The 24,902-nt window shown below is 67.5% G+C and carries 27 protein-coding genes; 15 read left to right on the top strand and 12 right to left on the bottom strand.

Features of this window, described 5'->3' with window-relative positions; genetic code table 11:
• The first annotated feature begins 2 nt into the window (after positions 1–2).
• Genes F0U60_RS41680 through gatB form a run of 4 tightly spaced genes read left to right on the top strand, consistent with a single transcriptional unit; the run spans position 3 to position 3,566 of the window.
• Positions 3–332, top strand: coding sequence for a zf-TFIIB domain-containing protein (locus tag F0U60_RS41680; RefSeq protein ID WP_395808354.1), 330 nt, complete (start codon positions 3–5; stop codon positions 330–332).
• 19 nt (positions 333–351) lie between these two features.
• Positions 352–639 (top strand): Asp-tRNA(Asn)/Glu-tRNA(Gln) amidotransferase subunit GatC, encoded by a 288-nt coding sequence (gene gatC / locus F0U60_RS41675; RefSeq protein WP_395808352.1) that lies wholly within the window; start codon positions 352–354, stop codon positions 637–639.
• Positions 640–643: 4 nt separating this feature from the next.
• The gene (gene gatA / locus F0U60_RS41670; protein WP_395808350.1) at positions 644–2,104 is read left to right on the top strand and encodes an Asp-tRNA(Asn)/Glu-tRNA(Gln) amidotransferase subunit GatA; all 1,461 of its coding nucleotides are present in this window, start codon (positions 644–646) and stop codon (positions 2,102–2,104) included.
• Between the two features lie 22 nt (positions 2,105–2,126).
• Entirely contained in the window at positions 2,127–3,566 is a 1,440-nt protein-coding gene (gene gatB / locus F0U60_RS41665; protein WP_395808348.1) for an Asp-tRNA(Asn)/Glu-tRNA(Gln) amidotransferase subunit GatB, read from the top strand.
• 10 nt (positions 3,567–3,576) lie between these two features.
• On the opposite strand, the gene F0U60_RS41660 is transcribed toward gatB, so the two are convergent.
• Positions 3,577–4,224 carry a carbonic anhydrase gene (locus tag F0U60_RS41660; protein WP_395808346.1) on the bottom strand — a complete coding sequence of 216 codons (648 nt, stop codon included), beginning with the start codon at positions 4,222–4,224 and terminating at the stop codon, positions 3,577–3,579.
• 340 nt (positions 4,225–4,564) lie between these two features.
• Between F0U60_RS41660 and F0U60_RS41655 the strand changes: the two genes are divergently transcribed.
• The gene (locus F0U60_RS41655; RefSeq protein ID WP_395808344.1) at positions 4,565–4,984 is read left to right on the top strand and encodes a hypothetical protein; all 420 of its coding nucleotides are present in this window, start codon (positions 4,565–4,567) and stop codon (positions 4,982–4,984) included.
• Positions 4,985–5,071: 87 nt separating this feature from the next.
• On the opposite strand, the gene F0U60_RS41650 is transcribed toward F0U60_RS41655, so the two are convergent.
• From F0U60_RS41650 to F0U60_RS41640, 3 genes are all read right to left on the bottom strand, one after another.
• On the bottom strand, positions 5,072–6,034 hold the full coding sequence (locus F0U60_RS41650) for an isopenicillin N synthase family dioxygenase (protein WP_395808342.1): 963 nt from the start codon (positions 6,032–6,034) through the stop codon (positions 5,072–5,074).
• A gap of 115 nt (positions 6,035–6,149) precedes the next feature.
• The gene (locus F0U60_RS41645) at positions 6,150–6,509 is read right to left on the bottom strand and encodes a hypothetical protein (RefSeq protein ID WP_395808340.1); all 360 of its coding nucleotides are present in this window, start codon (positions 6,507–6,509) and stop codon (positions 6,150–6,152) included.
• Positions 6,510–6,649: 140 nt separating this feature from the next.
• Complete coding sequence (locus tag F0U60_RS41640) at positions 6,650–6,991, bottom strand: hypothetical protein (protein ID WP_395808338.1); 342 nt, start codon at positions 6,989–6,991, stop codon at positions 6,650–6,652.
• A gap of 276 nt (positions 6,992–7,267) precedes the next feature.
• Here F0U60_RS41640 and rplU point away from each other — a divergent pair, with 276 nt between their 5' ends.
• From rplU to F0U60_RS41605, 7 genes are all read left to right on the top strand, one after another.
• Entirely contained in the window at positions 7,268–7,576 is a 309-nt protein-coding gene (gene rplU / locus F0U60_RS41635) for a 50S ribosomal protein L21 (RefSeq protein WP_203407313.1), read from the top strand.
• Positions 7,577–7,636: 60 nt separating this feature from the next.
• Positions 7,637–7,903, top strand: coding sequence for a 50S ribosomal protein L27 (gene rpmA, locus F0U60_RS41630; protein WP_108073897.1), 267 nt, complete (start codon positions 7,637–7,639; stop codon positions 7,901–7,903).
• Between the two features lie 133 nt (positions 7,904–8,036).
• Positions 8,037–9,422, top strand: coding sequence for a GTPase ObgE (obgE, locus tag F0U60_RS41625; protein ID WP_395808335.1), 1,386 nt, complete (start codon positions 8,037–8,039; stop codon positions 9,420–9,422).
• A 4-nt stretch (positions 9,423–9,426) separates the two neighbouring features.
• Complete coding sequence (locus tag F0U60_RS41620) at positions 9,427–10,116, top strand: TrmH family RNA methyltransferase (protein ID WP_395808333.1); 690 nt, start codon at positions 9,427–9,429, stop codon at positions 10,114–10,116.
• Positions 10,117–10,191: 75 nt separating this feature from the next.
• A complete protein-coding gene (locus F0U60_RS41615; RefSeq protein ID WP_395808331.1) occupies positions 10,192–10,956 on the top strand; it encodes an outer membrane lipoprotein carrier protein LolA in 765 nt (254 codons plus the stop codon).
• A 3-nt stretch (positions 10,957–10,959) separates the two neighbouring features.
• Positions 10,960–12,405 (top strand): hypothetical protein, encoded by a 1,446-nt coding sequence (locus tag F0U60_RS41610; RefSeq protein ID WP_395808329.1) that lies wholly within the window; start codon positions 10,960–10,962, stop codon positions 12,403–12,405.
• Positions 12,406–12,433: 28 nt separating this feature from the next.
• Entirely contained in the window at positions 12,434–13,885 is a 1,452-nt protein-coding gene (locus F0U60_RS41605; RefSeq protein ID WP_395808327.1) for a hypothetical protein, read from the top strand.
• Positions 13,886–13,903: 18 nt separating this feature from the next.
• On the opposite strand, the gene rimO is transcribed toward F0U60_RS41605, so the two are convergent.
• Genes rimO through F0U60_RS41585 form a run of 4 tightly spaced genes read right to left on the bottom strand, consistent with a single transcriptional unit; the run spans position 13,904 to position 18,604 of the window.
• Positions 13,904–15,277 carry a 30S ribosomal protein S12 methylthiotransferase RimO gene (gene rimO / locus F0U60_RS41600; RefSeq protein ID WP_395825674.1) on the bottom strand — a complete coding sequence of 458 codons (1,374 nt, stop codon included), beginning with the start codon at positions 15,275–15,277 and terminating at the stop codon, positions 13,904–13,906.
• 41 nt (positions 15,278–15,318) lie between these two features.
• Positions 15,319–16,443 carry a hypothetical protein gene (locus F0U60_RS41595; protein WP_395808325.1) on the bottom strand — a complete coding sequence of 375 codons (1,125 nt, stop codon included), beginning with the start codon at positions 16,441–16,443 and terminating at the stop codon, positions 15,319–15,321.
• A 2-nt stretch (positions 16,444–16,445) separates the two neighbouring features.
• Positions 16,446–16,943, bottom strand: coding sequence for a YajQ family cyclic di-GMP-binding protein (locus tag F0U60_RS41590; RefSeq protein WP_395808323.1), 498 nt, complete (start codon positions 16,941–16,943; stop codon positions 16,446–16,448).
• Between the two features lie 17 nt (positions 16,944–16,960).
• A complete protein-coding gene (locus F0U60_RS41585; protein ID WP_395808321.1) occupies positions 16,961–18,604 on the bottom strand; it encodes a ribonuclease J in 1,644 nt (547 codons plus the stop codon).
• Positions 18,605–18,804: 200 nt separating this feature from the next.
• On the opposite strand from F0U60_RS41585, the gene F0U60_RS41580 reads away from it, so the two are divergent.
• Positions 18,805–19,938 carry an epoxide hydrolase family protein gene (locus F0U60_RS41580; protein ID WP_395808319.1) on the top strand — a complete coding sequence of 378 codons (1,134 nt, stop codon included), beginning with the start codon at positions 18,805–18,807 and terminating at the stop codon, positions 19,936–19,938.
• 19 nt (positions 19,939–19,957) lie between these two features.
• On the opposite strand, the gene F0U60_RS41575 is transcribed toward F0U60_RS41580, so the two are convergent.
• From F0U60_RS41575 to F0U60_RS41565, 3 genes are read right to left on the bottom strand one after another with little or no spacing between them, the layout of a single operon-like run.
• The gene (locus F0U60_RS41575; protein ID WP_395808317.1) at positions 19,958–20,443 is read right to left on the bottom strand and encodes a YbaN family protein; all 486 of its coding nucleotides are present in this window, start codon (positions 20,441–20,443) and stop codon (positions 19,958–19,960) included.
• Complete coding sequence (locus tag F0U60_RS41570; RefSeq protein WP_395808315.1) at positions 20,440–20,640, bottom strand: hypothetical protein; 201 nt, start codon at positions 20,638–20,640, stop codon at positions 20,440–20,442. Before F0U60_RS41570 ends, F0U60_RS41575 begins: the two co-directional genes overlap by 4 nt.
• Before the next feature lie 51 nt (positions 20,641–20,691).
• On the bottom strand, positions 20,692–20,997 hold the full coding sequence (locus F0U60_RS41565) for a hypothetical protein (protein WP_395808313.1): 306 nt from the start codon (positions 20,995–20,997) through the stop codon (positions 20,692–20,694).
• A gap of 99 nt (positions 20,998–21,096) precedes the next feature.
• On the opposite strand from F0U60_RS41565, the gene F0U60_RS41560 reads away from it, so the two are divergent.
• Complete coding sequence (locus F0U60_RS41560; protein ID WP_395808311.1) at positions 21,097–22,803, top strand: glycoside hydrolase family 15 protein; 1,707 nt, start codon at positions 21,097–21,099, stop codon at positions 22,801–22,803.
• On the opposite strand, the gene F0U60_RS41555 is transcribed toward F0U60_RS41560, so the two are convergent.
• On the bottom strand, positions 22,796–23,743 hold the full coding sequence (locus F0U60_RS41555) for a ribosomal protein L7/L12 (protein WP_395808309.1): 948 nt from the start codon (positions 23,741–23,743) through the stop codon (positions 22,796–22,798). The genes F0U60_RS41560 and F0U60_RS41555 overlap by 8 nt on opposite strands.
• A gap of 118 nt (positions 23,744–23,861) precedes the next feature.
• Here F0U60_RS41555 and F0U60_RS41550 point away from each other — a divergent pair, with 118 nt between their 5' ends.
• Entirely contained in the window at positions 23,862–24,683 is an 822-nt protein-coding gene (locus F0U60_RS41550; RefSeq protein ID WP_395808307.1) for an SDR family oxidoreductase, read from the top strand.
• Positions 24,684–24,902 lie beyond the last annotated feature (219 nt).

The raw sequence follows: 24,902 nt of genomic DNA, 5'->3' as shown, positions 1-24,902 counted from the left end.
TCATGGCTACCCAGGACAAGCCGTCGTCGACCGAAGAGGAGTACTTCGCGCGCGAGGAGATTGAGAAGAAGCGCAAGCTGGCCCTCCAGCAGTCCCAGTCCCTGGCTGCTCAGCAGCGCGAGGAGCTCAAGAAGCTGCACTTCATGAAGTGCCCCAAGTGCGGCATGGACCTGCATGCGCTGAAGCGGGGCGACATCGAGATCGACACCTGCTTCAACTGCCACGGTGTCTTCCTGGACTCGGGCGAGCTGGTGCGGCTGCAGGAGCAGATGGCGCACGAGAAGGACGGCAGGTGGATGGGCGCGGTCCTCAACCTCTTCAAGGGCAAGTAGTTCATCAGGAGGTCGGTCCATGAAGCTCACCGTCGAGCAGGTCCGCCATGTGGCCACCCTGGCCCGGTTGTCGCTCACGTCCGAGGAGGAGGCGCGTTACGCCGAGCAGCTCTCCGCCATCCTCGACGCGGTGAACCAGCTCCAGGAGCTGGATGTGAGCGGAGTGGAGCCGACCTCGCACGCCACGCTCGCGTCCTCGCTCCTGCGTGAGGACGTGACGAGGCCCTCACTGCCCCCGGAGAAGTCGCTGGCCAACGCGCCGGCCAAGGTGGGCACCAGCTTCGCCGTCCCGAAGATTCTGGAGTGATGCCATGCAGCTGACCGACCTGACCCTGCTGGAGCTGGCGGCGAAGCTGGCCTCGAGGGAGACGAGCTCCGTGGAGGCCACCCAGGCCTGCCTGGCGCGCATTGCCCAGGTGGACGGGAAGGTGAAGGCCTTCCTGCGGCTGGACGAGCACGGAGCGCTGGCGGCCGCCGAAGCCAGTGATGCTCGCCGCAAGGCCGGCAACCCGCTCGGGCCGCTGGATGGCGTGCCGGTGGCCGTCAAGGACATCTTCCTCACCGAGGGCGTGGAGACGACCTGCGCCTCGCGCATCCTCCAGGGCTTCGTTCCGCCGTACGACGCCACCGCGGTGCGGCTGTTGAAGCAGGCGGGCCTGCCGATCATCGGCAAGCTGAACCAAGACGAGTTCGCGATGGGCTCGTCCAACGAGTCGAGCGCCTTTGGCCCCTGCCACAACCCGTGGGACCTGACGCGGACGCCGGGAGGCTCCTCGGGAGGCTCGGCGGCGGCGCTGGCGGCGCGCGAGGTGTTCGGCACGCTGGGCACGGACACGGGCGGCTCCATCCGCCAGCCGGCGGCGCTCACCAACACCGTGGGGCTCAAGCCCACGTACGGGCGCGTGTCGCGCTACGGCGTCATTTCCTACGCCTCGTCGCTGGACGCGCCGGGCCCCATGGCGCGCACGGTGGGGGATGTGGCGGCGCTGCTGCAGGTGCTGGCGCGGCATGATCCGCTGGACTCCACTTCGGCGCCGGCGGACGTGCCGGACTACCTGGCGGACCTGGAGCATGGGGTGGCGGGGCTGAAGCTGGGCGTGCCGCGCGAGTACTTCGTCGAGGGCATGGATCCCGAGGTGGAAGCCTCCGTGCGTGCGGCCCTGAAGGAGTACGAGCGGCTGGGCGCCACGCTGGTGGACCTCTCGCTGCCGCACACGAAGTACGCGCTGGCCACCTACTACCTGATCGCCCCAGCGGAGGCCTCGAGCAACCTGGCCCGCTACGACGGCGTGCGCTACGGCCATCGGGCGCGCGACGCGAAGGGCCTCAAGGACATGTACGGCCTGACGCGCGATCAGGGCTTCGGCCCCGAGGTGAAGCGCCGCATCATGCTGGGCACCTACGCGCTGTCGGCGGGCTACTACGACGCCTACTACCTGAGGGCGCAGAAGGTGCGGACGCTCATCCGCGAGGACTTCACGAAGGCCTTCGCCCAGGTGGACGCGGTGGTGACGCCCACCTCGCCGGTGCCGGCCTTCAAGCTGGGCGAGAAGGTGAATGACCCGCTGTCCATGTACCTCATGGACGTGTGCACGCTGCCGTGCAACCTGGCGGGACTGCCCGGCCTGTCATTGCCGTGCGGCTTCACGAAGGCGGGCCTGCCCATCGGGTTGCAGCTCATGGGCCGCCCGTTCGACGAGGCGAAGCTGTTGCGGATTGCCCGGGCCTTCGAGCGCGAGCACGACTACGTGCGCCGCCAGGCCCCCATCTGAGAGAGGACTTCCGGGAGACGCCATGCCCCTGAGCGATTTCCAGCCGGTCATCGGGCTCGAGGTCCACGCCCAACAGTTGACGAACACGAAGATCTTCTGCGGCTGCTCCACGGAGTTCGGCGCAGCGCCGAACCACAACACCTGTCCGGTGTGCCTGGGCCTGCCCGGAGTGCTGCCGGTGCTCAACGCGCGCGTGGTGGAGTTCGCCATCCGCACGGGACTGGCGCTCGGCTGCACCATCAAGAAGACGAGCGTGTGGAGCCGGAAGAACTACTTCTATCCGGATCTGCCGAAGGGCTATCAGATTACCCAGTTCGACCAGCCCATCTGCGAGTGGGGCCAGCTCTCCATCGACACGCCCGAGGGGGAGAAGGTCATCCGCGTGCGCCGCATCCACATGGAGGAGGACGCGGGCAAGAGCGTGCACGATGCGTCGGCCGCCGAGAGCCTGGTCGACCTGAACCGCGCGGGCGTGCCGCTGCTGGAGATTGTGAGCGAGCCGGACCTGCGGAGCGCGGATGAGGCGGTGGACTACCTCAAGGCACTGCGGGACGTGCTGGTGTACCTCGGGGTGAACGACGGGAACATGGAGGAGGGCTCGTTCCGCTGCGACGCCAACGTGTCGGTGATGCGCAAGGGCGCCACGGCGTATGGCCAGCGGGTGGAGCTCAAGAACATCAACTCGTTCCGGTTCGTGAAGCAGGCCATCGAGTATGAAATCTCCCGGCAGGTGGACGTCATCGAGTCGGGCGGGAAGGTGGACCAGGAGACGCGGCTGTACGACCCGAACAAGGGCGTGACGCGCTCGATGCGCTCGAAGGAGGAGGCGCACGACTACCGCTACTTCCCGGAGCCAGACCTGCCGCCGCTGCACGTGACGGACGCGCAGATCGACGACGTGGCGAAGTCGTTGCCGGAGCTGCCTCGGGCGAAGATGTCGCGCTTCACGAGCCAGTACGGGCTGCCGGCGTATGACGCGAGGATTCTGTGCGCGGAGCGCCCGCTGGCGGACTACTTCGAGGCGGTGGCGCAGCACTTCAAGGACTACAAGCGGCTGTCGAACTGGTTCCTCGGGGAGCTGCTGCGGCTGCTGAAGGACGAGGGCGGGAGCGTCACCACGCTGCGCTTCTCGACGGTGCAGTTCGCCAACCTGCTGACGGCGGTGGAGAAGGGGAGCATCTCGGCGAACGCGGGCAAGGACGTGTTCGGGGAGATGTTCCGGACGGGGAAGGACCCGGAGGCCATCATCGCGGAGAAGGGCCTGTCGCAGGTGAGCGACACGGGCGCCATCGAGGCGGTGGTGGACGAGGTGCTGGCGAAGAACGCGGGCGAGGTGGAGAAGTACAGGGCGGGCAAGAAGCAGATTTACGGCTTCTTCGTGGGCCAGGTGATGAAGGCGATGAAGGGCAAGGGCAACCCGGCCCTGGTGAACGAGCTGCTCAAGAAGAAGCTCGGAGAGTAGCCACCACGCCTCAGCGCCAGACCGTGCCCGTCAGGTCATACACTTCCTGGATGTTTCGCAGCGTCTCCCGGAAGTCGAGGTTCAGGTCCTTGATGAGCCCGTTGCGCAGGTCGAACACCCAGCCGTGCACGATGGGATAGCCGCGGGCGAGGAAGGACTGCTGGACCGCGGCTGTCTTGATGATGTTGGTGTACTGCTCGGTGACGTTGAGCTCCACGAGGCGGTCATAGCGCTGCGCCTCGTCCTTGAGGGCATCGAGCTCGGCCTTGTGCATGCGGTACACGTCGCGGATGTTGCGCAGCCAGGGATTGAGGATGCCCAGATCCTTGGGTTGCATGGCCGCCTTCACGCCTCCGCACCCGTAATGGCCGCACACGATGATGTGCTTCACGTCGAGGTGCCGGACGCCGTAGTTGATGACCGACATCACGTTCAGGTCGACGTTGTTGACCAGGTTGGCGACGTTGCGGTGCACGAACACGTCGCCGGGCGCCAGTCCCATGATCTGATTGGCGGGCACCCGGCTATCGGAGCAGCCGATGTAGAGGAAGTCCGGGCGTTGCTCGCGCGCGAGCCGAGTGAAGAAGTCCGGATCGGCGCGCAACTGCTCCTCCGCCCAGAGGCGGTTGTTTTGGAAGATCTGCTCGTACGGGGTCATGGTCGGAGGGCCCTCTGCGAAGATAGGGTGCGCATGCGGCGGCGCACCCTACTCGTGGGCGGGCGGGGCCGGGAAGGCAGTTGATGCGGAGCAGGTGGCCCTCGGCATTCAGAACAGACGGAAGTCAAGTCCTCCCGGATGAAAGCGCGGGTGGAAGTCCTGGGCCGCGGCCATACCTGGAGTCACCACGAGCCATACGAGCGGGATCAGTTTTCACATCTGTTGGAAAGACAGCGGCTCACTGCCCTTCTGTCTCAAGAGTTTTTCGCGTCCAGCCTGACATCCTCTAGGATTGGCGCCGCAGTCGACGTGTTTCCATTTCAAAAGAGGGGCAGAAGAGATGAAGAAGTTTATGCGGGGCCTGTGTGCGGCGATGGCAGCTTCGATGGTGCTGACGGGCTGCGGTAACTCGGTGTGCGAGGACTTCGTGGACGCCTTCGTGAACATCTCCGAGAAGGGCCAGGCCTGCGGGGATGACTTCGGCACCATCACGGACTCCGAGCGGGACGAGGCCATCGATGAGTGCAAGGAGGAGGAGACGTTCGATGACTGCTCGAGTGATGATCGGAAGGCGATCGCCGACTTCCGTGAGTGCACGAGCGATATGCCCACGTGCAACGCGAACGATCCGGAGGCCTTCCAGGCTGCCTACCTGGGCTGCCTCTTTTCCCTGTCGGCTGCGGTGAGCGATGAGTGCTTCCCGACGACGAGCGAGAGCATCCGGCGCAAGATCGCCAGCATGACCACCTCGCACTACTAATTCGCGTCGTAGGCGTTCAGGAACCCAGCCTCCTTCCCGGGGCTGGGTTTCGCCTTTTGTGGCCCGGGAGGTTCTACGCGGCCCGCGCTACTTGATGAGGCCGATCTCCCGCAGGCGCTGTTCGAGGAAGGCCTCCGCGGTAATGGGCGGCTGACCCGGCTTCTCTGGCGTCACCGTGCTCGCCAGGGGCTCGAGCACGCACTTCGGATAGGGGTGCACGAAGAAGGGCATGGAGTAGCGCGTGTTGTCCTCGGCGGCCGAGGGCGGATTCACCACGCGGTGGGTGGTGGCGGGGATGACGCCGTTGGTGATCCGGCTCATCATGTCGCCCGAGTCCACAACGATCTGCCCGCGCAGCGTGTCCACGGGAAGCCACTCGCCGTCGCGGGTGAGGATCTCCAGGCCCGAGGCGGTGCCCTCGCACAGGAGGGTGAGGAGGTTGATGTCCTCGTGTTCGGCGGCGCGCACTGCGCCGGGGATGAACTTCTCCTTCAGCGGCGGGTAGTGGATGACGCGGAGCACGGAGGTGCCATCCTGCGCCATGTCGCTGAAGGTGTTGCGCTCGATGCCGAAGTACTCGGCCACGGCTTGCAGCATCACCCCCGCGGCCTCGTCGAGCGCGTGGTAGAGGGCGAGCGTGTGGGTCCGGAAGGTCGGCACCTCCTCCGGCCAGACGTTGTAGGAGGCGAGCTTGGGGCGGCGCGGGTGGCCCTCGGGGAGGTCGCGGCCCACGTGCCAGAACTCCTTGAGGTCGCCCACGGTGCGGTTCTTCGCGTGCTCCTTGCCGAAGGGGGTGTAGCCGCGCTGCCCGCCGAACTCGGGGACGTGGTAGCGGTGCTTCACCTGCTCCGGGAGGTGGAAGAAGGACGCCACATCCTCATAGGTGCGGCGGATGAGCCCGTCGTCGATGCCGTGGCCCTCGACGGAGACGAACCCGAACTCCTTGAGGGCATCGCCGAACACCCGCACGAAGCGGGCGCGCTCCTCGGCGTTGCCGGAGCGGTAGTGGGACAGGTTGACGAGGGGAATGCGGCGAGTGGCACGAGACATGGCGCGCGCACTCTAGCGGCATCCCAGGTAGGCCGTGAACCGCCCGAGGGTGAACGCCGTGGACCGGGGCCTGGATTGCCGCCGGTCCACGGTGGGCTCCTGACGCCTCCCGAACTCAGTCGACGCTGCCGCCGCCGATGGCCTCCAAGCAGGGCTCGCTGAGGTTGGCCACGCTCGAGAAGGCACAACCGATGATCGCGGTCTGGAACTTCTCCTCCTCTGCGGGAGCGCACTTCGGCACATCCTTGAGGCAATCGGCGAGCTTGCTGAGGGCCTCTTTGTCCTCGTCCGTGCAGCTCTCCACCTTCTCGCTGCACTGGTCGATGCCGAGCTCTGGCACCTCGTCGCCCGAGTCCTGGCAGGGCTCGTACTTCTCGGTGAGATCGTCGTATGCGCTCTCGAGGTCGTCACAGACGTTGCCACAACCGGTCAGCGCCATGGCCGCGATGGCCACCACTCCGAACATCTTCTTCATTTGCGTGTTGTCCCCGCTTGTTCCTCACGAGTGTCCGTGAGGAGGGCGAGCATCCTAGTGCTTCGCGTGCTGGGAGCGAGTAAACACGCTTACACCGGCGGTGCTGGAGCGGCGGGGCCTATTCGCTGGAGTTGGGCGACCTAGAAGATGGCCGCCTCGCAGGCGTTGCTCAGGGCGTGGCTGTCGCAGAAGGTGATGTCCTGGAGGAAGGACGCCTTCTGCTCCGGGTGGCAGGTGCCGAGCTCCTGGTAGCAGGTGATTTGGGCCTCGAGCTGATCCAGATCCTTCTCGCTGCACGCCTGGAGGTTCTGTTCACACCGGCTCGGGTCGAAGGCGGGCAGGGGAGCGCTCGCCAGGCAGGGCAGGGACTTCTGGGCGACGTCGGCATAGGCCTCGGCGAGCTCCGCACAGGCCGTACTCCGGCACCCGCTGAGGACCGCCACCATCGCCAGGGGCGCGAGCATCCATCCGGACTTCCTCATCGGGGGCGCCTCCTCTATAAGGGAGACCGCTATCCTACCCACCGAGCAGGCGAGCAGGCGATGGGTGGGTTCCCCGTGACTCCAGGAGGGCAGGCACGGGGGAGGGTGTCAGGAGGATGCAGTATGTGCGCCGTCCCTCTGCATCTGCCTTGACTCCCCTGGCCTTCTCCCGTAGATCGGGCGCCCTTTGCATCGTAGGACGGGTTTTCCCGTCCGAAATGCGCGCCGGCCTTTCACGGGTTGAATCAACCCGGAACAAAACTCAGGGGTTCTACGATGTACGCAGTCATTCGCACGGGCGGGAAGCAGTACCGCGTGGCCGAGGGCGACGTGCTCCGGATCGAGAAGGTCGCGGGGAACGTCGGCGCTGAGGTGACCTTCAATGACGTTCTGATGCTCGGTGGGAGCGACAGCCCGAAGGTGGGGCAGCCGACCGTGTCGGGCGCCAGGGTCGTGGGCAAGATTCTCGCCCAGGACAAGCACCGCAAGGTGCTGCACTTCCGCAAGGAGAAGGAGGGCTGGACGCGCCGCCGTGGCCACCGTCAGCCCTACACCGAGGTCAAGGTGACCTCCATCTCCGGCTAGTCCGGGTCACAACTTCCCGGAGCGCCGCGGGGCGCGCCGGCAGCATCAGGAATCGGTGTCATGGCTCATAAAAAGGGACAGGGTTCGTCGCGCAACGGTCGCGATTCCAATCCGCAGTACCGCGGCGTGAAGGTGTTCGCGGGCGAGACCGTGAGCGCGGGGAGCATCCTCGTGCGGCAGCTCGGCACGGTCATCCACCCGGGCGCCAACGTGAAGCTCGGTCGTGACTACACCCTCTATTCCACGGTGGACGGGGTGGTGAAGTACGAGCGGCAGGGTCGGGACCGCAAGAAGGTCTCGGTCTATCCGGCCCAGGCGAGCGCCTAACTTAGGTGTCGTCTGAAAGGGGAGCCTGGCGGTAGCAGGTTCCCCGGATTGCCTCGCGAGCGGGTCGCTCCCGGTCCATACGCCTCTGGCGCTGGACGCGGAGGCGGCCCGTTCCGCATTTCTGGGGTCTGGGATGAAATTCGTTGATGAAGTCCGCATCCACGTGAAGGCCGGAGACGGGGGCAACGGAGCCGTTGCCTTCCGCCGGGAGAAGTACGTCGATCGCGGTGGCCCGAGCGGTGGAGACGGGGGCAACGGTGGCTCGGTCATCTTCGAGGCCGATCCCCAGCTCACCACGCTGCTGGACTACCGCTACCAGCAGCACCACCGGGCGAAGAACGGTGAGGGCGGCATGGGCAGCGACTGCAATGGTCGCTCGTCGGATGACCTGATCCTCAAGGTGCCCGTGGGCACGCTCATCCGCGACGCCGACACCGACGAGGTGCTGGCGGACCTGAACACGGCCGGCGAGCGCGTCGTCGTGTGCAAGGGGGGCCGGGGCGGCCTGGGCAACATGAACTTCGCCACCTCCACCCGGCAGACGCCGCGCTTCGCCCAGGACGGTACTCCGGGCGAGGAGCGCACGTTGCGGCTGGAGCTGAAGCTGCTGGCGGACGTGGGTCTGCTGGGCTATCCGAACGCGGGCAAGAGCACGCTCATCTCCATCGTGAGCCGGGCGCGGCCGAAGATCGCCGACTACCCATTCACCACGCTCGTGCCGAACCTGGGCCTGGTCCAGTACAAGGACGGCCTGTCCTTCGTGATGGCGGACATCCCTGGTCTCATCGAGGGTGCCAGCGAGGGTGTGGGACTGGGGCTCCAGTTCCTGCGGCACGTGGAGCGCTGCAAGGTGCTCATCCACCTGCTGGACATGGGCGCCGAGGGCGAGGGGCGTGATCCGCTGCACGACTTCGACGTGCTCAACGGGGAGCTGCGCAAGTACAGCGAGGAGCTGGCGCGCAAGCCGCAGGTGGTGGCCGCCAACAAGCTGGATCTGCCGCACGCCCAGGAGCGGCTCGCGCCGTTGACGGAGGAGATGCGCAAGCGCGGCATCGCTGTGTTCCCCGTCTCGTGCGCCACGGGTCAGGGCATGCAGCCGCTGCTGGACGCGGTGGCCGAGGTGCTCTTCACCGGGAAGACGGACAAGCTGCACGTGGAGCCGCCGCCGAAGCCCAAGGCAGAGAAGAAGGCGCCTCCCTCCGAGCGCCGGCCCGCCGAGGCCCCCGTGAAGAAGGCCGCGGAGAAGAAGAAGGCACCCGCCAAGAAGGTTGCGGTGAAGCCGGCGGCGAAGAAGGCCCCCGTGAAGAAGGCGGCGGCGAAGAAGGCTCCGGTGCGCAAGGCGGCCGCGAAGAAGGTTCCCGCGAAGAAGGCGGCGGCGAAGAAGGCTCCGGTGCGCAAGGCGGCCGCGAAGAAGGTGGCGGCGAGAAAGGCTCCCGCGAAGAAGGCCCCCGTGAAGAAGGCTCCGGCGCGCAGGGCTCCCGCGAAGAAGGCCGCGCCGAAGCGGGCTCGGAGGTCCTGAGGCAATGTCTGGCGGCGGTCCCCGTTACGAGAAGCTGGAGAAGGCTCCGATTGACCCGGAGTCCCTCCTGCTCGATGTGCGCAAGGAGAAGATCGACAAGGTCATCTCCCATCGCACGCGCACCTTCACCATCGTGCTCGATCGGCTGGAGGACAGCTTCAACATCGCCGCCGTGCTCCGCACCTGCGAGGCCAATGGCCTCCAGGAGGTGCACGTCATCGTCAACCCGGAGGCGCCCTTCATGCCCAACTCGCGGGTGGGGCAGGGGTGCGACAAGTGGCTCGACGTGAAGCTCTACAAGGACTTCGCCTCGTGCCGCGAGCACCTCAAGTCGCGGGGCTTCTCCCTGTACGCCTCGGCCATTCGTGAAGACGCCACCAGCCTCTACTCGATGCGCTTCGACTCGAAGATCGCCCTCATCTTCGGCAACGAGCGCGAGGGCGTGAGCCCGGAGGTGCTGGCGGGCTCGGACGGCACCTTCTGGATTCCCATGCGCGGCTTCAGCCAGAGCCTGAACATCTCCGCCGCGGCCTCCGCGAGCATCACCCGGGCAATCTCCTGGCGCGAGGAGCACCTGGGCCGTGTGGGCGACCTGACGGAGGCCGAGGCCCAGGAACTGCGAGATCGCTTCTATGTGCTCGCCGTGAAACAACGGAAGCGCATCTTCAAGAAGCCGCCCACCCCCAAGCCTTGAATCCCGGGCCAGGGGCCCCGTCTGTAGGTACAGTTGGAACCGCGGGCCGCTCGCCCGCCTGGAGAGAGCTCAACCATGTACCTCGAGAAGCTGCTCGTGACCTTGCTCGCCGCACCGGTGCTTGCTCCGGTGCCCTCCACCGTTGCTCACCAGGTGGTCGCCCAGGCGCCAGCCCAGCAGGCCCCCGCTCCCGTCGCCGCCCCCAAGGCCGCCGAGGCCCCCAAGGCCGCCGAGAAGAAGGTGGCTCCGGAGGTGAAGGACCTGGTGGAGCGGATGCAGTCCTTCTACGAGAAGACACAGGACTTCTCGGCCGACTTCAAGCAGGACTACAAGTACAAGGCCCTGAGGCGCACGCAGAGCTCGACGGGCACGGTCATCTACAAGAAGCCGGGCCTGATGCGTTGGGAGTACGAGAAGCCCTCCAAGCGCACCTTCGTGCTCGCGGGCGAGAAGGTGTACGCGTACGACCCGGAGGCGCAGACGCTGAGCGTGGGCCGCATCGACACCAGCCAGCTGTCGGCCTCGGTGACGTTCCTCTTCGGCCAGGGGAAGCTGGCGGACGAGTTCTCCATCAGCAAGGGCGCGTGCAAGGACTGCAAGGGCACGCTGCTGGTGCTGGATCCGCTCAAGAACGAGCCGCGCTTCCGCCAGGTGCGCCTGGAGGTGGACCCGAAGACGGCGCAGGTGCTGAAGAGCACGGTGGTGGATCCGGACGGCAGCGAGAACACCATCGCCTTCCTCAACCTGAAGACGAACGTGGGCGTTGACGCCGATCGGTTCAAGATCAACCCGCCCGAGGGCACGCGCATCGACGACTTCACCAAGGCGATGCGGAAGTAGCCTGTGCGAAGCGCGCGTCTTGGGGCCCTGCTGCTGCTGCTTGCCGGGTGTCACCGGGAGGCGGGCCCCGCCGCGCCCGTCGCTCCGGGCAGTCTCGTGGGCCAGACGCTGCCGCTGCTGCCCTCGCCCAACCTGCGGCTCGTGGTGGAGGGCCACCTGAATGGACGTCCGGTGCCGGTGGTGCTGGACATCGCCCGTCCACTCTCCGCGGTGTCCTCGGGATGTTGGGATGAGAAGCAGCCTCCTCCGCCTGTCATGGGCTCCGCACGCGTGCCGGACGTCTACGCCGGGCCCGGCGGCCTGAGGGACTGGCCGCTGGTGCGCCTGTCGGGTCTGCGCGTGGGGAGTGTTCCGTTGGGGCCTCGGGGAATGGGGCTCACCGCCGAGCGCGCTTGCGCGGTGACGCTTGGCGCGGATGTGCTGGCCCCCTATGCCTTCACGGTGGACCCGCTGCGCCGCGAGGTGTCCTTCGCGAAGTCCCGTCCCCGCTCGGAGTACCTGGCCGAGGCGGCGGCTCCCGGTGCGGACCCGTCCGAGGAGGTGCACCGGCTCGAGCTCTCGCGCGATCCGGTGGGCGACTGGCCGTTGCTGGCGGCTCGGGTGACGCAAGGCGAGGCGGTCCTCACGGGGCCCTTCGTGCTGGCTTCGCGCGAGCCCTTCTCGCGGGTGGCGCTGGGAGCCGCGGAGGCGCAGGGCTTTCAGCCGCTGGAGACGGGCGCCAATCTGCCGCCGAGGGCCTTCCTGGTGGACGCGGTGGAGGTGGCCTCGGACGTGGGCGTGAGGCCGCTGGTGCTGGAGGCCGGGGTGGGGTGGAGGAATCCGACCACGCTGGGCCGGCTGGGGCCGGATGTCTGGGGACGCTTCCGCACCACGGTGGATGTCCAGGGCGATACGCTGGTGCTGCGCCGGCCACGCGTGCAGATTGTCGAGGACCGCCAGCGCTGCGTACGTCTGGGCACCCAGAATCCGGAGGAGCCTCGCGAGGAGTCCTGCTTCGGGCTGCACGTGCGGCGAGGGACGGACGGGCGGATGGCCGTCACGGGCGCGGTGTTCCGAGACCTGCCGGAGGGTGGGCGGTTGCACCTGGAGCCACTCGGCGAGGACGGCAAGCCGCTGACGTTGGACTGTCAGGTGGGCTTCTCGTTTGCGCCCACGAGCCGGGGCGTGACGACGCAACACCTGGTGCCGTGGCCGAGGCTGGCGCAGGCGATGCCCGAGTGCAGTGAGTCCCTGAAGTCGGTGCGTGGGTACAGCCTGGCCCTCTTCGAGGAAGGGCAGCTCCAGGAGTGTCCGAACGCCTGCGTCTTCGTGCACCAGCCGAGCACCCGGCGCACGATCTGCGAGTGCCAGCCGACACCGCTGGGCGAAGTGGCCGTGCCTCGGCGGAGCAACACGCCGCAGCCGCCGACCCGGAAGGAGCGCGAGAAGGAGCCCGAGGATCCGAAGTAGCGGAACGGCGGTATAAGGCGGACGGAACATGTCCCGAGAGCCGTTGGCCGCACCCATCCCCCTGCGCGAGCCCTGGAACGTCGCCGTCTTGCTGGTGGCCTGGGGGAGCTTCGCCGCCTGGTGCGTGAACGGCATCCCTCCCTCGGTGGATCTGCCCGCCCACGCGGCTCAGATGCAGACGCTCGCGGCGCTCGTCCGGGGCGATCCAGCGGTGTCCGCCGTCTACGAGGCTCACCTCCCGCTCGGCTACGGGCTGCCCATCTGGTTCTTCCTGCCGGTGACGTTGCTCACGAATGGGGCCTTCGCGGCGCGCCTGGCCGCCTGGACGGGGTTGATGTTCTTTCCCCTGTCCCAGCTGGCGCTCGCGCGCGTCCTGCAGCGACCCGCGTGGACGGTGGTGTTCGGGCTCCCGCTCGCCTTCAACATCTCCTACTGGTACGGCTTCCTGCCGAGCTTCTTCTCTCTGCCGCTCGCCCTGTTCTCGCTGGCGCTCTACCTGCACGCGCTGCGGAGTTCCGGGCGCGCGGTGGGGGCGGTGGTGGGCCTCGCGCTCCTGTCCACCGCGACGATGCTCTCGCACCTCGTCGCCTTTGGCGCCTTGTGTGTCGGCATGGCGGCGCTCGCGCTCTTCTCCGACTCGCGGCGGCGGGCGGTGGGGCTCGCGGCGGCGGGTCTCGCGCTTCCCCTGGGCCTGTGCGCGGCGCGCATCGTGGCGCTTGCGTCGAGGGCCTTCGCGCCCGGCAACGCCGCACCCACGGACTACGGCTGGGGCTCCCACTTCAACTGGCTGCTGCGCAACTACCGCCCCGAGGGAAGGCTCGCCGTCGTGGGGCCGCTGCTCATCACGCTCGTCTTCGTGGTCGCGTACCTGCGCGGCCGGCGCGAGGAGCCCCGCGCTCCCTGGGTGCTCTTCCTGTCGCTGGGCGCCTTGTTCTTGATGACCCCCAAGGCGCTCTCAGGCGCCTGGCTCATCCACGTGCGTCTGCCTGTCCTCACGGGCGTCGTCGCCCTCGTGTTGGTGGACCCAGCGCGCATCGCCCGACCCGTACGGGCCCTACTGCTGCTCGTGGTGCTGGCCTCGCTGGCCGAGACGGCTCGCTTCCACTGGCGCTTCAAGCAGGAGGTCGAGGGACTCGAGACGCTGGTGGCAAGCCCTCCGCCGCCCGGCGTGCACGGCTACGTCTCGCTCGTCGGGCACCGGTCCCAGGGGAGCCGGCTCGTCTACCTGGAGCACCTGGGCCAGTGGTGGACGGCCACCCAAGGCGGCGTGGGGCACCACTTCTTCGCCGATGGCGACCACCTGCCGGTGCGCTTCCGCCCGGGCCACTCGCTGCCGCAGTGGCTGGACGGTGGCTCCTCCGAGCAGCTCGCTCCCTTCAGCGCGCTGCTGGTGTACGGAGAGGGACCGCTGCCCGGCACCCTCGCGGAGTTCGAGGAGACCGGACGCGCGGGCGCCTGGCGCCGTCTGGAACGGCGCTGATCAACTACCGGAACGACGTCAGCGCGCCGACGGCACCACGGGCATGGGGAAGGACTCGCGCGGCTTGTGCACGCGGTCCTTCGGGTTCGGCCGCTCGACCACCTTGGCGATCAGGTCGTAGTCGTGCGCCTCCGTCACCTCCACGGTGACGAACTCGCCCGGGTAGGCCAGACCGTCGTTGATGTAGACCAACCCGTCGATCTCCGGCGCCTGGCCCTCGTGGCGACCCACCAGCAGGTGCTCGGACTCCTCGCTGGGGCCCTCCACCAGCACCTCAATGCGCTGCCCCACGAGCTTCTTGTTCTGCTCGCGGTTGATGCGCTTCTGGATGGCCATCACCTCGCGCCAGCGCCGCTCGATGGTCTGCTTCGGCACCTTGTTCTCGTAGTCGTACGCGGCCGTGCCTTCCTCGTCCGAGTACTGGAACACCCCGAGCCGCTCGAAGCGCTGCTCCTTCACGAACTCCTTGAGCATCTCGAAGTCCTCCTCGGTCTCGCCGGGCATGCCGACGATCATCGAGGTGCGCATCACCAGCCCCGGCACCCGGGCGCGCAGCTTCGTGAGCAGCTCCTTGAGGAACTTCGAGTCCCGGCCCCGCTTCATCGACAGCAGCAGCTTGTCGCTCGCGTGCTGCAGCGGCATGTCCAGGTACTTGGCGATCTTCTTCTCCGTCGCCATCAGCTCGATGAGCTCGTCGGTGAAGACGCGCGGGTAGGCGTAGTGCAAGCGGATCCACCGCACGTCCACCTTCACCAGCTCGCGCAGCAGGTCATGCAGCTTGGGCTTGCCCGGCAGGTCATGCCCGTAGGCCGTGAGGTCCTGCGCGACGAGGTTCAGCTCCTGCACGCCCTGCTCGGACAGGCGCTGGGCCTCGGCGACGATGTCAGCGATGGGCCGCGAGCGCTGGCCACCGCGCAGCGTGGGGATGATGCAGAAGGCGCACGCGTTGTCGCAGCCCTCGGAGATCTTCAGGTATGCCGTGTAGGACGGCATCGAGTTCTCGCGCGGCGTCTTCGCGTCGTGGATGTAGTCCGGGTCCGGAATCACCTGACGCGGGCTGGCCTCGGCGGCGAGCAGGTCGCCAATCTGGGCATAGGCACCCGTGCCGAGGAAGTGGTCCACCTCGGGCATCTCCTTGGAGAGCTCGGCGCCGTAGCGCTGCGAGAGGCAGCCGGTGACGACGAGCGTGCTGCACGCCCCCGACTTCTTGAACTCGGCCATCTCCAGGATGGAGTCCACGGACTCCTGCTTGGCGGGCCCGATGAAGGCACAGGTATTGACGACGATGACCTGGGCCGCGGCGGGGTCCTGCACGAGCGAGTAACCCCGCTGCTTCAGGGTGCCGAGCATCACCTCGGAGTCCACCCGGTTCTTCGGGCAGCCGAGGGTCATCATGTAGAGGCTCTTGGTCTCTGGGGGATTCTGCACAGCTCTTACCGCTTTCCGAGTTCGGTCCGCTCGAAGTGGTCGCCACTCCAAGCAAAGTTGATGGTCGGGCCGTTCGAGTAACCGATGCTCAACGCGCCCTCTTCATCGAGCACCACTGAAGTAGCTCGTCCCAGCGCACAGGTAGCAGCCGGCCATTCGAGCACCCGTTGCGCCGTCTTCCCCTTCACCAGGTAGAGGCCGAGGCGCAATTCCTTGTCCGAGTCGCACGTGCCTTGGGCACTGTACGGACTTTCCCCCGACAACACCGTCAGCAGGGGCGTCCCATTCGGCAGCGAGAGCGTGTCGGGCACGTTCACCCCGGCCTTCTCAGCTTCCACCGCCTTGGTCGTCACCAGCTTCTTCAGCAGGTCAGGCGTCAGGGGCGCGTCCGCTTCCACCCAGTCCGGGTAGCGCAGCATGCCGTAGCCCAGCCAGCCCTCGGGGTGGGACTCGAAGGCCACCACGCTCGTGGGGGGCTTCAGCTTGAGGCCCTTGCGGAAGTCGTCAGGCAGCCGGAGCACCTCGCCCAGCATGCCGCCGTCCTTGCAGTTGGACACGGCTGGAGGCTTGGCGCCCGCCGCGTCCACGTCCTCATAAGTGAGGCACAGGTCGAGCGCGAGCGGCTCCTCCGCGGGGAAGCGCGGGAAGGCCCGGGCGGGAATGGCCACCTCGAGCGACAGGGCGTTGTCCTTGCGCTGCACACCCACGTCCACCCGCTTCTGGGCGAACTCGGGCGTGCCGCTCTCCGCCGGTGAGGCGCGCTTGCCATCGAAGCCGAAGCGGAACACGTAGCCGGTGGCGGTGGGCCCGGCGTCGGGGAAGAAGAGTGAGAGGGTGATCAAGTCTCCCGCTTGGAGTTGATCATCCGTGGCCTCCACTCCCACGTAGAGGGTGTCCTTGCGCCAGCCAACGCGGCCGGTGAAGGAGGCGCTCGCGTCCGCCGAGGCCGGGGGCTTGAGGGTGAGCGTGGCGGGCAGGTCCTTGAGGTTCCCATCCAGCTTCGGCTCGCGGCCGAGCGAGGGGACGTTCTTCACCGGACGGGGCTTGGCGGGGGCCGGGTCCTGCTCCTGCGCGGAAGCCGACCCCGAGGCGAGCGCCGCGAGGACGGCGGAAACGACGAGTGAGCGCACGGCTAGTCCCGGAAGTTGGTGAACTGCATGTCGAGCTGCAGCCGATCCGCTTCCTTGCGGAAGAGGGCCATGGCGGCCTGGAGGTCGTCCTTGTTCTTGCCCGTCACGCGCAGCTGGTCGCCCTGGATGGAGCCCTGGACCTTCATCTTGGAGTCCTTGAGCAGCTTCACCAGCTCCTTGGACTTCTCCACGGGAATGCCCTGCTGCAGCTTGATGAGCTGCTTCACGTTGGACAGGCCCGTCTTCTCGATGGGCTCATACTCCAGCGCCAGCAGCGAGATGCCGCGCTTGGCCAGCTTGCTGAGCAGGACCTCCTTGGCGGCCTGGACCTTCTCCTCACTGTTGGCCTTCACGGTGATGGAGGTCTTGTCCGGGGCGAGCACCACATCCCCATTGACCCCCTGGAAGTCATAGCGGGTGGAGATCTCCTTCTTGGTCTGGTTGACCGCGTTGTCCAGCTCGGCAATGTCGATTTTCGAGACGACGTCGAAGGAAGGCATGGCAGTTCGCGCCCTTATCACACCTTGATGACCATCGGCACCACGACGGGCCGCTTGGATGTATACAGCTTGAAGGCCCGGCGCACGGCTCGGGCGAGCTCCTCCCTTGCCCGGGCGTCATCCCCCCGGAGCTGGGGGGACATCTCCAGGAAGAAAGCGCGGGCATCGTCCGCCACCCGGGGCAGCAGCACCTGCTCGTCCAGGTTCAGGCCCTGCCCGGAGAGCTGCGGCCCCGCCAGGACGGACAGGCTGGCCCGGTCGATGACGAGCACGGCCACGATGAGGCCCGTCTCGGCCAGCCGGGTGCGCTCCTGGAGGATATCGGGCGTCACCACCCCATTGCCGAAGCGGTCGCGGTAGATGCGGCCGGTAGGAACACTGCCTCCGAAGCGGCCCTGGCCTTCCTCGAAGACGAGCAGATCCCCATCCTGGGCGAGTAGGAGCTGCTCGGGGGCGAGCCCAGACTCCTTCGCGGTGGCGAGGTGTCGGTGCAGGTGGTGAAACTCGCCGTGGATGGGGACGAAGTTCTTGGGGCGTACCAGGTCCAACACCCGCCGCTGCTGGGGCTGGCTGGCATGGCCGGACACGTGCACGCCGGGCTCCACGTCCGGGTAGACGACGCGGGCCCCGCGCCACAGGAGTTGGTCGATGAGGCCGGTCACGGCGCGCTCGTTGCCGGGGATGGCCCGGGCGCTGAGAACGACCAGGTCCCCAGGGCCCAGGCGCAAGGGGCCGTCCCCCGCGGCGAGCTGGGAGAGGCCCGCGCGGGGCTCGGCCTGGGAGCCAGTGGCGAGCACCAGCAGACGCTCGGGGGGGAGCGAGGCGGCAGCGTCGAGTGGGACGAAGAGGCCGTCGGTGACGCTCGGCAGGTAGCCAAGCTGGCGGGCCATCTCGATGTTGCGCGCCATGCTGCGCCCCATCGTCACCACCTTGCGCTCCAGCTTTCGGGCCAGGTCCAGCACGTGGTGGATGCGGTGCAGGTGGGAGGCGAACATGCTCACCACGATGCGGCCGGGGACGTCCTGGAAGAGCCGCTCGAAGGTCTGCTCCACCAGACGCTCGCTGCCCGTCTCGTGGGTGCGCTCGGAGTTGGTGGAGTCAGACAGGAGGCAGAGCACGCCCTCGTCGCCGAGCTCGCCCCAGCGCTCCAGGTCGGTACGCAGGCCGTCGATGGGGTCCGGGTCCAGCTTGAAGTCCCCGGTGTGGATGATGGGGCCCTCGGGTGTGCGGACGATGTACCCCACGGCGTCCGGCACCGTGTGGGTGACGCGGCAGGCCTCGACGGTGAAGTGGGCGCCCACGGGGAAGGGGTGGCGGGGCTCTATCTCCCGCAGGTCCGCCTTGACGCCCAGCTCCTCGAGTCGGCCTCGCACCATGCCCAGGGTGAAGCGGGTGCCGTAGACGGGGACGGGCACCTCGTTGAGGAGAAAGGGCAAGGCGCCGACGTGGTCCTCGTGGCCATGGGTGAGGACGATGCCCTTGAGCAGGGAGGCGTTCTGCCGCAGGTAGGTGAAGTCCGGGACGATGACGTCCACACCCAGTGTGCCCATGGGCGGGAACATCAGCCCGCAGTCGATGAGCAGCAGCTCCCCCCGGCAGGCGATGACCATGGCGTTGAGGCCAATCTCGCCGAGTCCTCCGAGGGGAATGACGTGGAGCATGGTCCTACATATATGGGCACTGGTAGGCAGGCGACCTCAAGAATCGCACGGCCTCCGGCTTGCCTTGAGAGGGCGCCACCGCTCACGGGGACTTGTGCCTACGAGGAGAGCGCCGCCTGTTTGACACCCCTTCGGTGTCTGTTCCGCAACTCGCGCATGAGCGATGCACGCCCTCGTGGCGCTCGTTAGCCTGCGCCGCCATGTCCCCTCGTCCCTACCGTATTGACGTCTCAGACGCTGTTCTCACGGATCTCCACCGACGCCTCGATGCGACGCGCTTTCCGGAGCCGCTCCCCGGCGGCTGGGAGCGCGGTGCCGATGTCTCCTATGTGCGCGAGCTCTGCACGTACTGGCGTCACCAGTACGACTGGCGCAAGCACGAGGCCGAGCTGAACCGCCATCCGCAGTTCCTCTGCGAGGTGGATGGAGTCGACATCCATTTCTGGCATGTCCGGGGAAAGGGGCCCGCCCCCGTCCCCCTGCTGCTCATCCACGGTTGGCCGGGGTCCATCTACGAGTTCCACCACCTCATCGGCCCTTTGACGGATCCGGCTGCACACGGCGGAAATCCGGCGGATGCGTTCGACGTCGTCATCCCCGCGCTGCCCGGCTACGGGTTCAGCGGCAAGCCTCGCGAGCCCGGGTGGAATCCCGCTCGCATCGCCGCGGCCTTCGATCGGCTCATGCGCAAGGAGCTCGGCTACTCCCGCTACGGCGCGCAGGGCGGCGATTGGGGCAGCATCGTCACCATGGCGCTTGGAACGAAGCACGCCGAGCACCTGCTGGGCATCCATCTCAACATGCCCCTGGCCGCGCCTCCTCCTGGGGTGGAACAGAGTGAGGAGGCCAAGAGCTTCGGCCAGAAGGCCGCGGCCTGGCAGGCGGCCGAGGCGGGCTACAGCCACGTGCAGGGAACCAAGCCGATGTCGCTCGCTATCGCGCAGGCCGACTCGCCGGCAGGGCTCGCCGCGTGGATCGTCGAGAAGTTCCGCACCTGGAGCGACTGTGGCGGAGACGTGGAGCGCGCCTTCTCCAAGGACTGGCTGCTGACGAACCTGATGTTCTACTGGGCGCCCAACAGCATCGCGAGTGCGGCCAACCTCTACTTCGAGACCATGGCCCTGCGACAGGTGGACCTGACCACGCCCATTCGCGCTCCCACAGGGGTGGCGGCGTTCCCCCGGGAGATCCTCACCTCGCCTCGGGGCTGGCTGGAGGCGCGGTTCAATCTGCGGCGGTACACGGAGATGCCACGCGGCGGTCACTTCGCGGCCGTCGAGGCGCCGGAGCTGTTCCTCGAGGACGTGCGCGCGTTCTTCCGCTCGCTGCGTTAGCGCCAGGCGCCAGAGCGCGCTACTTGGGGAGCCGGCTGGGGCGGCTGAGCACGTACACCGCCCCAATGAGCATCACCGAGCCGGACATGGCGAGCACGTGCCACTTCACGCGCATGACGAACGCCATGAACAGGAAGCTCGCCGTCATCGCGGAGAGGGAGGTGAGCTTCACCTTCACCGGCACGATGCCGTGCTGGTGCCACTCCTGGAGTCGGGGTCCGAAGCGCGGGTGCGTGTACAGCCAGTGGTGAAAGCGGCGCGAGCTGCGCGAGAACGCCCACAGCGCCACGAGCATGAAGGGCGTCGTCGGGAGCAGCGGCAGGAATGCGCCGAGCATGCCGAGCCCGACACAGATGAACCCGAGCGCCAAGAAGAAGAACCGGAAGCGAGGGTTCCAATCCTCATTGACGCTCGGGGGGCTCTGCTCCAGCTGCGGTTCGGTGGACACCCCGCATGTATACAGCACTCCCGACGCGAAGCGCTCCCACGCGTGCTGCTCGCTCATTTCGGGGGCAGGTGCTCCTGCCGAAGGACCTCGGCCGGCAGGTTACGACGGAGTGGCTCCAGGATGATCACCACCCAGGCCGTCACAGGCGCGGGCAGGGCCACCAGTGCGAGGATGAACAGAAGGCGAATCACACGAAAGACGAAGTGCAGGCTCGCGCGCACGAAGGTGCGCACGGCCTTGGGAAGAAAGGTCATGGCGTACTCCTCCAGCTGAAAGACTTTCCAGGGACCGGACCTCGGAAAGGCTCAGTGGAGGAGCGCGCGATGCAGGAGGAAGAGGCGGCGCGGCGGACCCGCGGTGCGCGCCTCGTGAACAGGGCCCGGGCGTGCCGCCTGTGCGTGGACCCGCGTGGGAGCCGTGGCCTCACGCACCCGGGATGCGGGGGCCTCGACTGCCGGACGTGGCCTCGAGGGCTCGTACCGCTCGACCCAGACCGCCACAATGGACTCGGCGGTCGGCAGCGCGTGCGCCGGCGCGCTGGCCCCGGCGACCGTGAGGAACGCCAGCACCAGCCTCAGCCAGCGAGCGACGCGATGCAGGGGGCCGGGCATGAGCCTCAATCTGGCCATGAACGTGCCCGTGTCAAACTGTCGCCGGCTCGACGGGCCGGGCTACACTCGGGTCCACCTCGAAGCCCGCGGAGCCTGCCCATGCCCCTGCCGCTCGAAGACTACGCCCTCATTGGTGACACCCAGAGTGCCGCGTTGGTGGGAAAGGATGGTTCCATCGACTGGCTGTGCTGGCCGCGCTTCGACTCGGATGCATGCTTCGCCGCGCTGCTCGGGGATGCCTCTCACGGACGGTGGCTGCTCGCACCCGTGGGGAACATCCGCAAGGTGACACGTCGCTACCGCCCGGGCTCGCTCGTGCTGGAGACGGACTTCGAGACGGATTACGGCTCGGTACGCGTGGTGGACTGCATGCCCCCTCGCGGCGCCGAGCCCGATCTCGTCCGCGTGGTGCAAGGCCTTTCGGGCACTGTCCCCATGCGCATGGAGTTGGCCGTCCGCTTTGGCTACGGCGACCGGACCCCCTGGCTGCGCTTCGGTGACAACCAGGTTGTCGCCAAGGCTGGCCCGGATGGCGTGGCCTTGAACACCTCCGTTGCATTGAGGCGCAGCCAGGGGGTCCTGACCGCGGACTTCCCCGTCAACCCGAGGGAGCGCGTTCCCTTCGTGCTCTCCTGGTTCCCCTCGCACCAGACCGTGCCGCGCGCCATTGACGGACTGTCTGCCGCCGACGATGCGGAGGCGTGGTGGAAGGCATGGTCCTCGCGCCTCCCCGCCACCACACCCTGGGCCGAGCACGTCCAACGCTCGCTCATCACCCTCAAGGCCCTCACGTACTCGCCCACCGGCGGCATCGTGGCGGCCCCCACCACCTCACTGCCCGGAGGTGCCGGGGGAGATGCGCGCTACTGCTGGCTGCGTGACGCGACCCTGGCACTCCAGGCCTTGTTGGACGCGGGCTACCTGGACGAAGCCCGCGCCTGGCGCGACTGGCTGGTGCTGGCCGTGGCGGGCGAGCCCGAGGAAGTGCAGACGGTGTATGGGGTGGCCGGCGAGCGTCGCCTTCCGGTACAGGAACTCCTCTGGCTTCCTGGCTACGAGGGCAACGCGCCGGTGCGCATCGGCCAGCGGGCCGAGCGTACGCTTCAGCTCGAGACACTCGGCGAGGTGATGGACTGCTTCCACGAGGCCGAGCGCCTGGGGCTGCCTCCGAGCGGTGACATGTGGTCTCTCCAGCGGGCGCTGCTCGAGCACCTGGAAGGTGCCTGGAAGCGCGCACCCGAGAGCCCTCCCTCCACGCTCTCCGGGGTGATGGCCTGGGTGGCGGTGGACCGGACGCTGGCGAGCGCGGCGCGCTTCGGCCTGGACGCGCCGGTGGAGCGCTGGAAGCAGCTGCGCGCGGACATCCATGCCGAGGTGTGCCGCGAGGGCTTCGATGCGAACCGCAACACCTTTGTCCAAGAGTACAAGGGCGGGAACAGAGGGCTCGACGCGCAGTTGCTGCGCATCCCCCTGGAGGGCTTCCTGCCTCCGGAGGACGCGCGTGTGCGTGGCACCGTGGAGGCCATTGAGCGGGAGCTGAGTGAAGGAGACTTCGTGCGCCGGAGCTCCGCGCGCGACAGCGGCATCTCGCTCCCGTGCAGCTTCTGGCTGGCGGACTGCCTGCAACGCAGCGGCAGGCGCGAGGAGGCCCAGGCGCTCTTCGAGCGGTTGTTGCTCGTGCGCAACGACGTGGGGCTGCTCCCCGAGGCGTACAACCTTCACCGCCGACGCGGCCTGGGCGCCTTCCCTCACACCTCCAGCCACGTGGCGCTCATTCACACCGCCCTGAGCTTCGGCGCTAGGTAATCCAGCCACCCGTCATGTTGAGCGTCTGCTGACCGCCGCATCCCGGGCAGGGATTCACGTCTGCGGGCAGCTTCGAGACGAGTGCTCCTTGTGCATGGCAGCGGGCGCATTGTTGGAGTTGCAGCTCCATCCGGCCGGCTGGCCCCTGCCGTTCTCCGAGCACCTGACAGGGCTGCCATTCCATGCCTCCGTCAGGCGTTGGGATGCCCACGGACAGCTCGTCCTGCGCCTGGGGGATGTACGGGCCAATGTGGTCGCGGGCCTCCGGGGGCTCGGGTGGGGGAGGGTCGGTCAGGTGGGCCTTGGCGCCGACTGTCTCCAACTCGAGCACGAGCTGGGCCGCCTGCTCCCCTTCGAGCACATACCCGAGCTGGACCGGAGCCTCACGGACCAGGGCCTGGGCCCGCTCATGACCGCACCGGGTCACCTTGTGGATGATGTACATGACCTGTGTCCGGTTCGGCCCGACCTCGGACAGGTGGACATCGCTCATGGGGAGCGGCCTGGGGACCGGACGGTACCGCTCGATGACGTCCTGCATCGGCTCGCTCAGCAAGCTGACCCGGGCGCCGGCCGTCTCCAGCCGCTTCTTGAGCTGGTTCGCTTGGTCTTCCCAGAGCCTCTCCCCGATCTTCACGGGGAGCGAGCGCACCAGGGCCATCGCCTCATGGAGCCCGCATTTGAGCGCATGGTGGAGCGCATGCATGACCTTGACCCGGTGCTCGCCCGCATCGGTGAGGACGACGTCCCAGAACACCCGGGGTCGCATCATCGAGGCGCGTGCCTCCGGACCGATCGCGATCCGGATCGAATGCTGCGCGCCGCATTGCACGCACATCAGCAGGGTGGACCCCCCGTAGCCATCCGAGACGTCGTGGGAATGGAACGAGCCCAGCGTGACCTTCAGGGTGCAGGCGCTGCATGTGTACTCGGTGGGCATGCGCCCGGCATCAAACCACGGCTTGACCCTGTCCGTGGCGCTGGCGCTCCCCGGCGGGACGAAGTACGCAGGGGTATGGCCCGCGGCTCCGACAGGGCCCCGGGAGAAAGGACCCACTGTGAACACGCTGAAGGGGAAGACCCTGTTCATCACCGGCGCGAGCCGGGGCATCGGCCTGGCCATCGCGAAGCGCGCGGCGCGAGACGGCGCCAACGTTGTCATCGCCGCCAAGACGGCCGAGCCCCACCCGAAGCTGCCCGGCACCATCTACTCGGCCGCCGAGGAGATTGAGAAGGAGGGCGGCAAGGCGCTGCCCCTGACGGTGGACATCCGTTTCGAGGACCAGCTCCAGGCTGCGGTGAAGCAGGCGGTGGAGCGCTTTGGCGGCATCGACATCCTCGTGAACAACGCCAGCGCCATCAGCCTGACGGGCACGCTGGAGACGCCGATGAAGAAGTTCGACCTGATGTTTGGCGTCAACGTGCGAGGCACCTACGCCACGACCCAGGCGTGCCTCCCGGAGCTCCTGAAGGCGAAGAACCCGCACGTCCTCACGCTCTCGCCCCCGCTCAACATGAAGGCGAAGTGGTTCCAGAACCACGTGGCCTACACCATGGCCAAGTACGGCATGAGCATGTGCGTGCTCGGGATGGCCGAGGAGTTCCGTGACCGGGGAGTGGCCTTCAACGCGCTCTGGCCGCGCACCGTCATTGCGACGGCGGCCATCAACATGATCGGCGGCGAGGAGATGATGCAGGCCAGCCGCACCCCGGAGATCATGGCGGATGCAGCCCACGCCATCCTCACCCGCGACAGCCGCACCTGCACCGGCAACTTCTTCATCGACGAGGACCTGCTGCGTGAGGCCGGAGTGACGGACTTCGCGAAGTACCTGGTGAAGCCTGGTACGGAGCCGCTACCGGACTTCTTCCTCGACTGAGACAAGGGAAGGGGAGGGGAGGGGAGGAGTTCGAACGCTGGGCAGTCCCGTGCGCGCTGTGCTAGTGGGGTCCGTGGATGTCCCCTCTCCCTCTGGGAGAGGGCTAGGGTGAGGGTATAGGGGCGATCCTCGAAGGCTCCGTCACCGCGGAGCATGCGCAACCCGACCCTGTCGAAAGATTCATCGGACGCTTCACTCGCGGCGCGCGCAACCGTCATG

Origin of the sequence: Archangium minus (assembly GCF_044360475.1) — a bacterium.
Lineage (GTDB): Bacteria > Myxococcota > Myxococcia > Myxococcales > Myxococcaceae > Archangium > Archangium minus.
The sequence above is the reverse complement of the archived record's forward strand: the minus strand, read 5'-3'. Positions and strand labels throughout refer to the sequence as shown.

Excerpts from the sequence above, each read along its gene's own strand:
- gatB (WP_395808348.1), top strand. The coding sequence starts at position 2,127 with ATGCCCCTGAGCGATTTCCAGCCGGTCATCGGGCTCGAGGTCCACGCC.
- F0U60_RS41555 (WP_395808309.1), bottom strand. The coding sequence starts at position 23,743 with ATGCCCACCGAGTACACATGCAGCGCCTGCACCCTGAAGGTCACGCTG.
- F0U60_RS41590 (WP_395808323.1), bottom strand. The coding sequence starts at position 16,943 with ATGCCTTCCTTCGACGTCGTCTCGAAAATCGACATTGCCGAGCTGGAC.
- F0U60_RS41615 (WP_395808331.1), top strand. The coding sequence starts at position 10,192 with ATGTACCTCGAGAAGCTGCTCGTGACCTTGCTCGCCGCACCGGTGCTT.
- F0U60_RS41655 (WP_395808344.1), top strand. The coding sequence starts at position 4,565 with ATGAAGAAGTTTATGCGGGGCCTGTGTGCGGCGATGGCAGCTTCGATG.
- F0U60_RS41560 (WP_395808311.1), top strand. The coding sequence starts at position 21,097 with ATGCCCCTGCCGCTCGAAGACTACGCCCTCATTGGTGACACCCAGAGT.
- gatC (WP_395808352.1), top strand. The coding sequence starts at position 352 with ATGAAGCTCACCGTCGAGCAGGTCCGCCATGTGGCCACCCTGGCCCGG.
- F0U60_RS41650 (WP_395808342.1), bottom strand. The coding sequence starts at position 6,034 with ATGTCTCGTGCCACTCGCCGCATTCCCCTCGTCAACCTGTCCCACTAC.
- F0U60_RS41605 (WP_395808327.1), top strand. The coding sequence starts at position 12,434 with ATGTCCCGAGAGCCGTTGGCCGCACCCATCCCCCTGCGCGAGCCCTGG.
- gatA (WP_395808350.1), top strand. The coding sequence starts at position 644 with ATGCAGCTGACCGACCTGACCCTGCTGGAGCTGGCGGCGAAGCTGGCC.
- obgE (WP_395808335.1), top strand. The coding sequence starts at position 8,037 with ATGAAATTCGTTGATGAAGTCCGCATCCACGTGAAGGCCGGAGACGGG.
- F0U60_RS41645 (WP_395808340.1), bottom strand. The coding sequence starts at position 6,509 with ATGAAGAAGATGTTCGGAGTGGTGGCCATCGCGGCCATGGCGCTGACC.
- F0U60_RS41575 (WP_395808317.1), bottom strand. The coding sequence starts at position 20,443 with ATGAGCGAGCAGCACGCGTGGGAGCGCTTCGCGTCGGGAGTGCTGTAT.
- F0U60_RS41585 (WP_395808321.1), bottom strand. The coding sequence starts at position 18,604 with ATGCTCCACGTCATTCCCCTCGGAGGACTCGGCGAGATTGGCCTCAAC.
- F0U60_RS41580 (WP_395808319.1), top strand. The coding sequence starts at position 18,805 with ATGTCCCCTCGTCCCTACCGTATTGACGTCTCAGACGCTGTTCTCACG.
- F0U60_RS41660 (WP_395808346.1), bottom strand. The coding sequence starts at position 4,224 with ATGACCCCGTACGAGCAGATCTTCCAAAACAACCGCCTCTGGGCGGAG.
- rpmA (WP_108073897.1), top strand. The coding sequence starts at position 7,637 with ATGGCTCATAAAAAGGGACAGGGTTCGTCGCGCAACGGTCGCGATTCC.
- F0U60_RS41640 (WP_395808338.1), bottom strand. The coding sequence starts at position 6,991 with ATGAGGAAGTCCGGATGGATGCTCGCGCCCCTGGCGATGGTGGCGGTC.
- F0U60_RS41620 (WP_395808333.1), top strand. The coding sequence starts at position 9,427 with ATGTCTGGCGGCGGTCCCCGTTACGAGAAGCTGGAGAAGGCTCCGATT.
- F0U60_RS41565 (WP_395808313.1), bottom strand. The coding sequence starts at position 20,997 with ATGCCCGGCCCCCTGCATCGCGTCGCTCGCTGGCTGAGGCTGGTGCTG.
- F0U60_RS41570 (WP_395808315.1), bottom strand. The coding sequence starts at position 20,640 with ATGACCTTTCTTCCCAAGGCCGTGCGCACCTTCGTGCGCGCGAGCCTG.
- F0U60_RS41680 (WP_395808354.1), top strand. The coding sequence starts at position 3 with ATGGCTACCCAGGACAAGCCGTCGTCGACCGAAGAGGAGTACTTCGCG.
- rplU (WP_203407313.1), top strand. The coding sequence starts at position 7,268 with ATGTACGCAGTCATTCGCACGGGCGGGAAGCAGTACCGCGTGGCCGAG.
- rimO (WP_395825674.1), bottom strand. The coding sequence starts at position 15,277 with ATGACCCTCGGCTGCCCGAAGAACCGGGTGGACTCCGAGGTGATGCTC.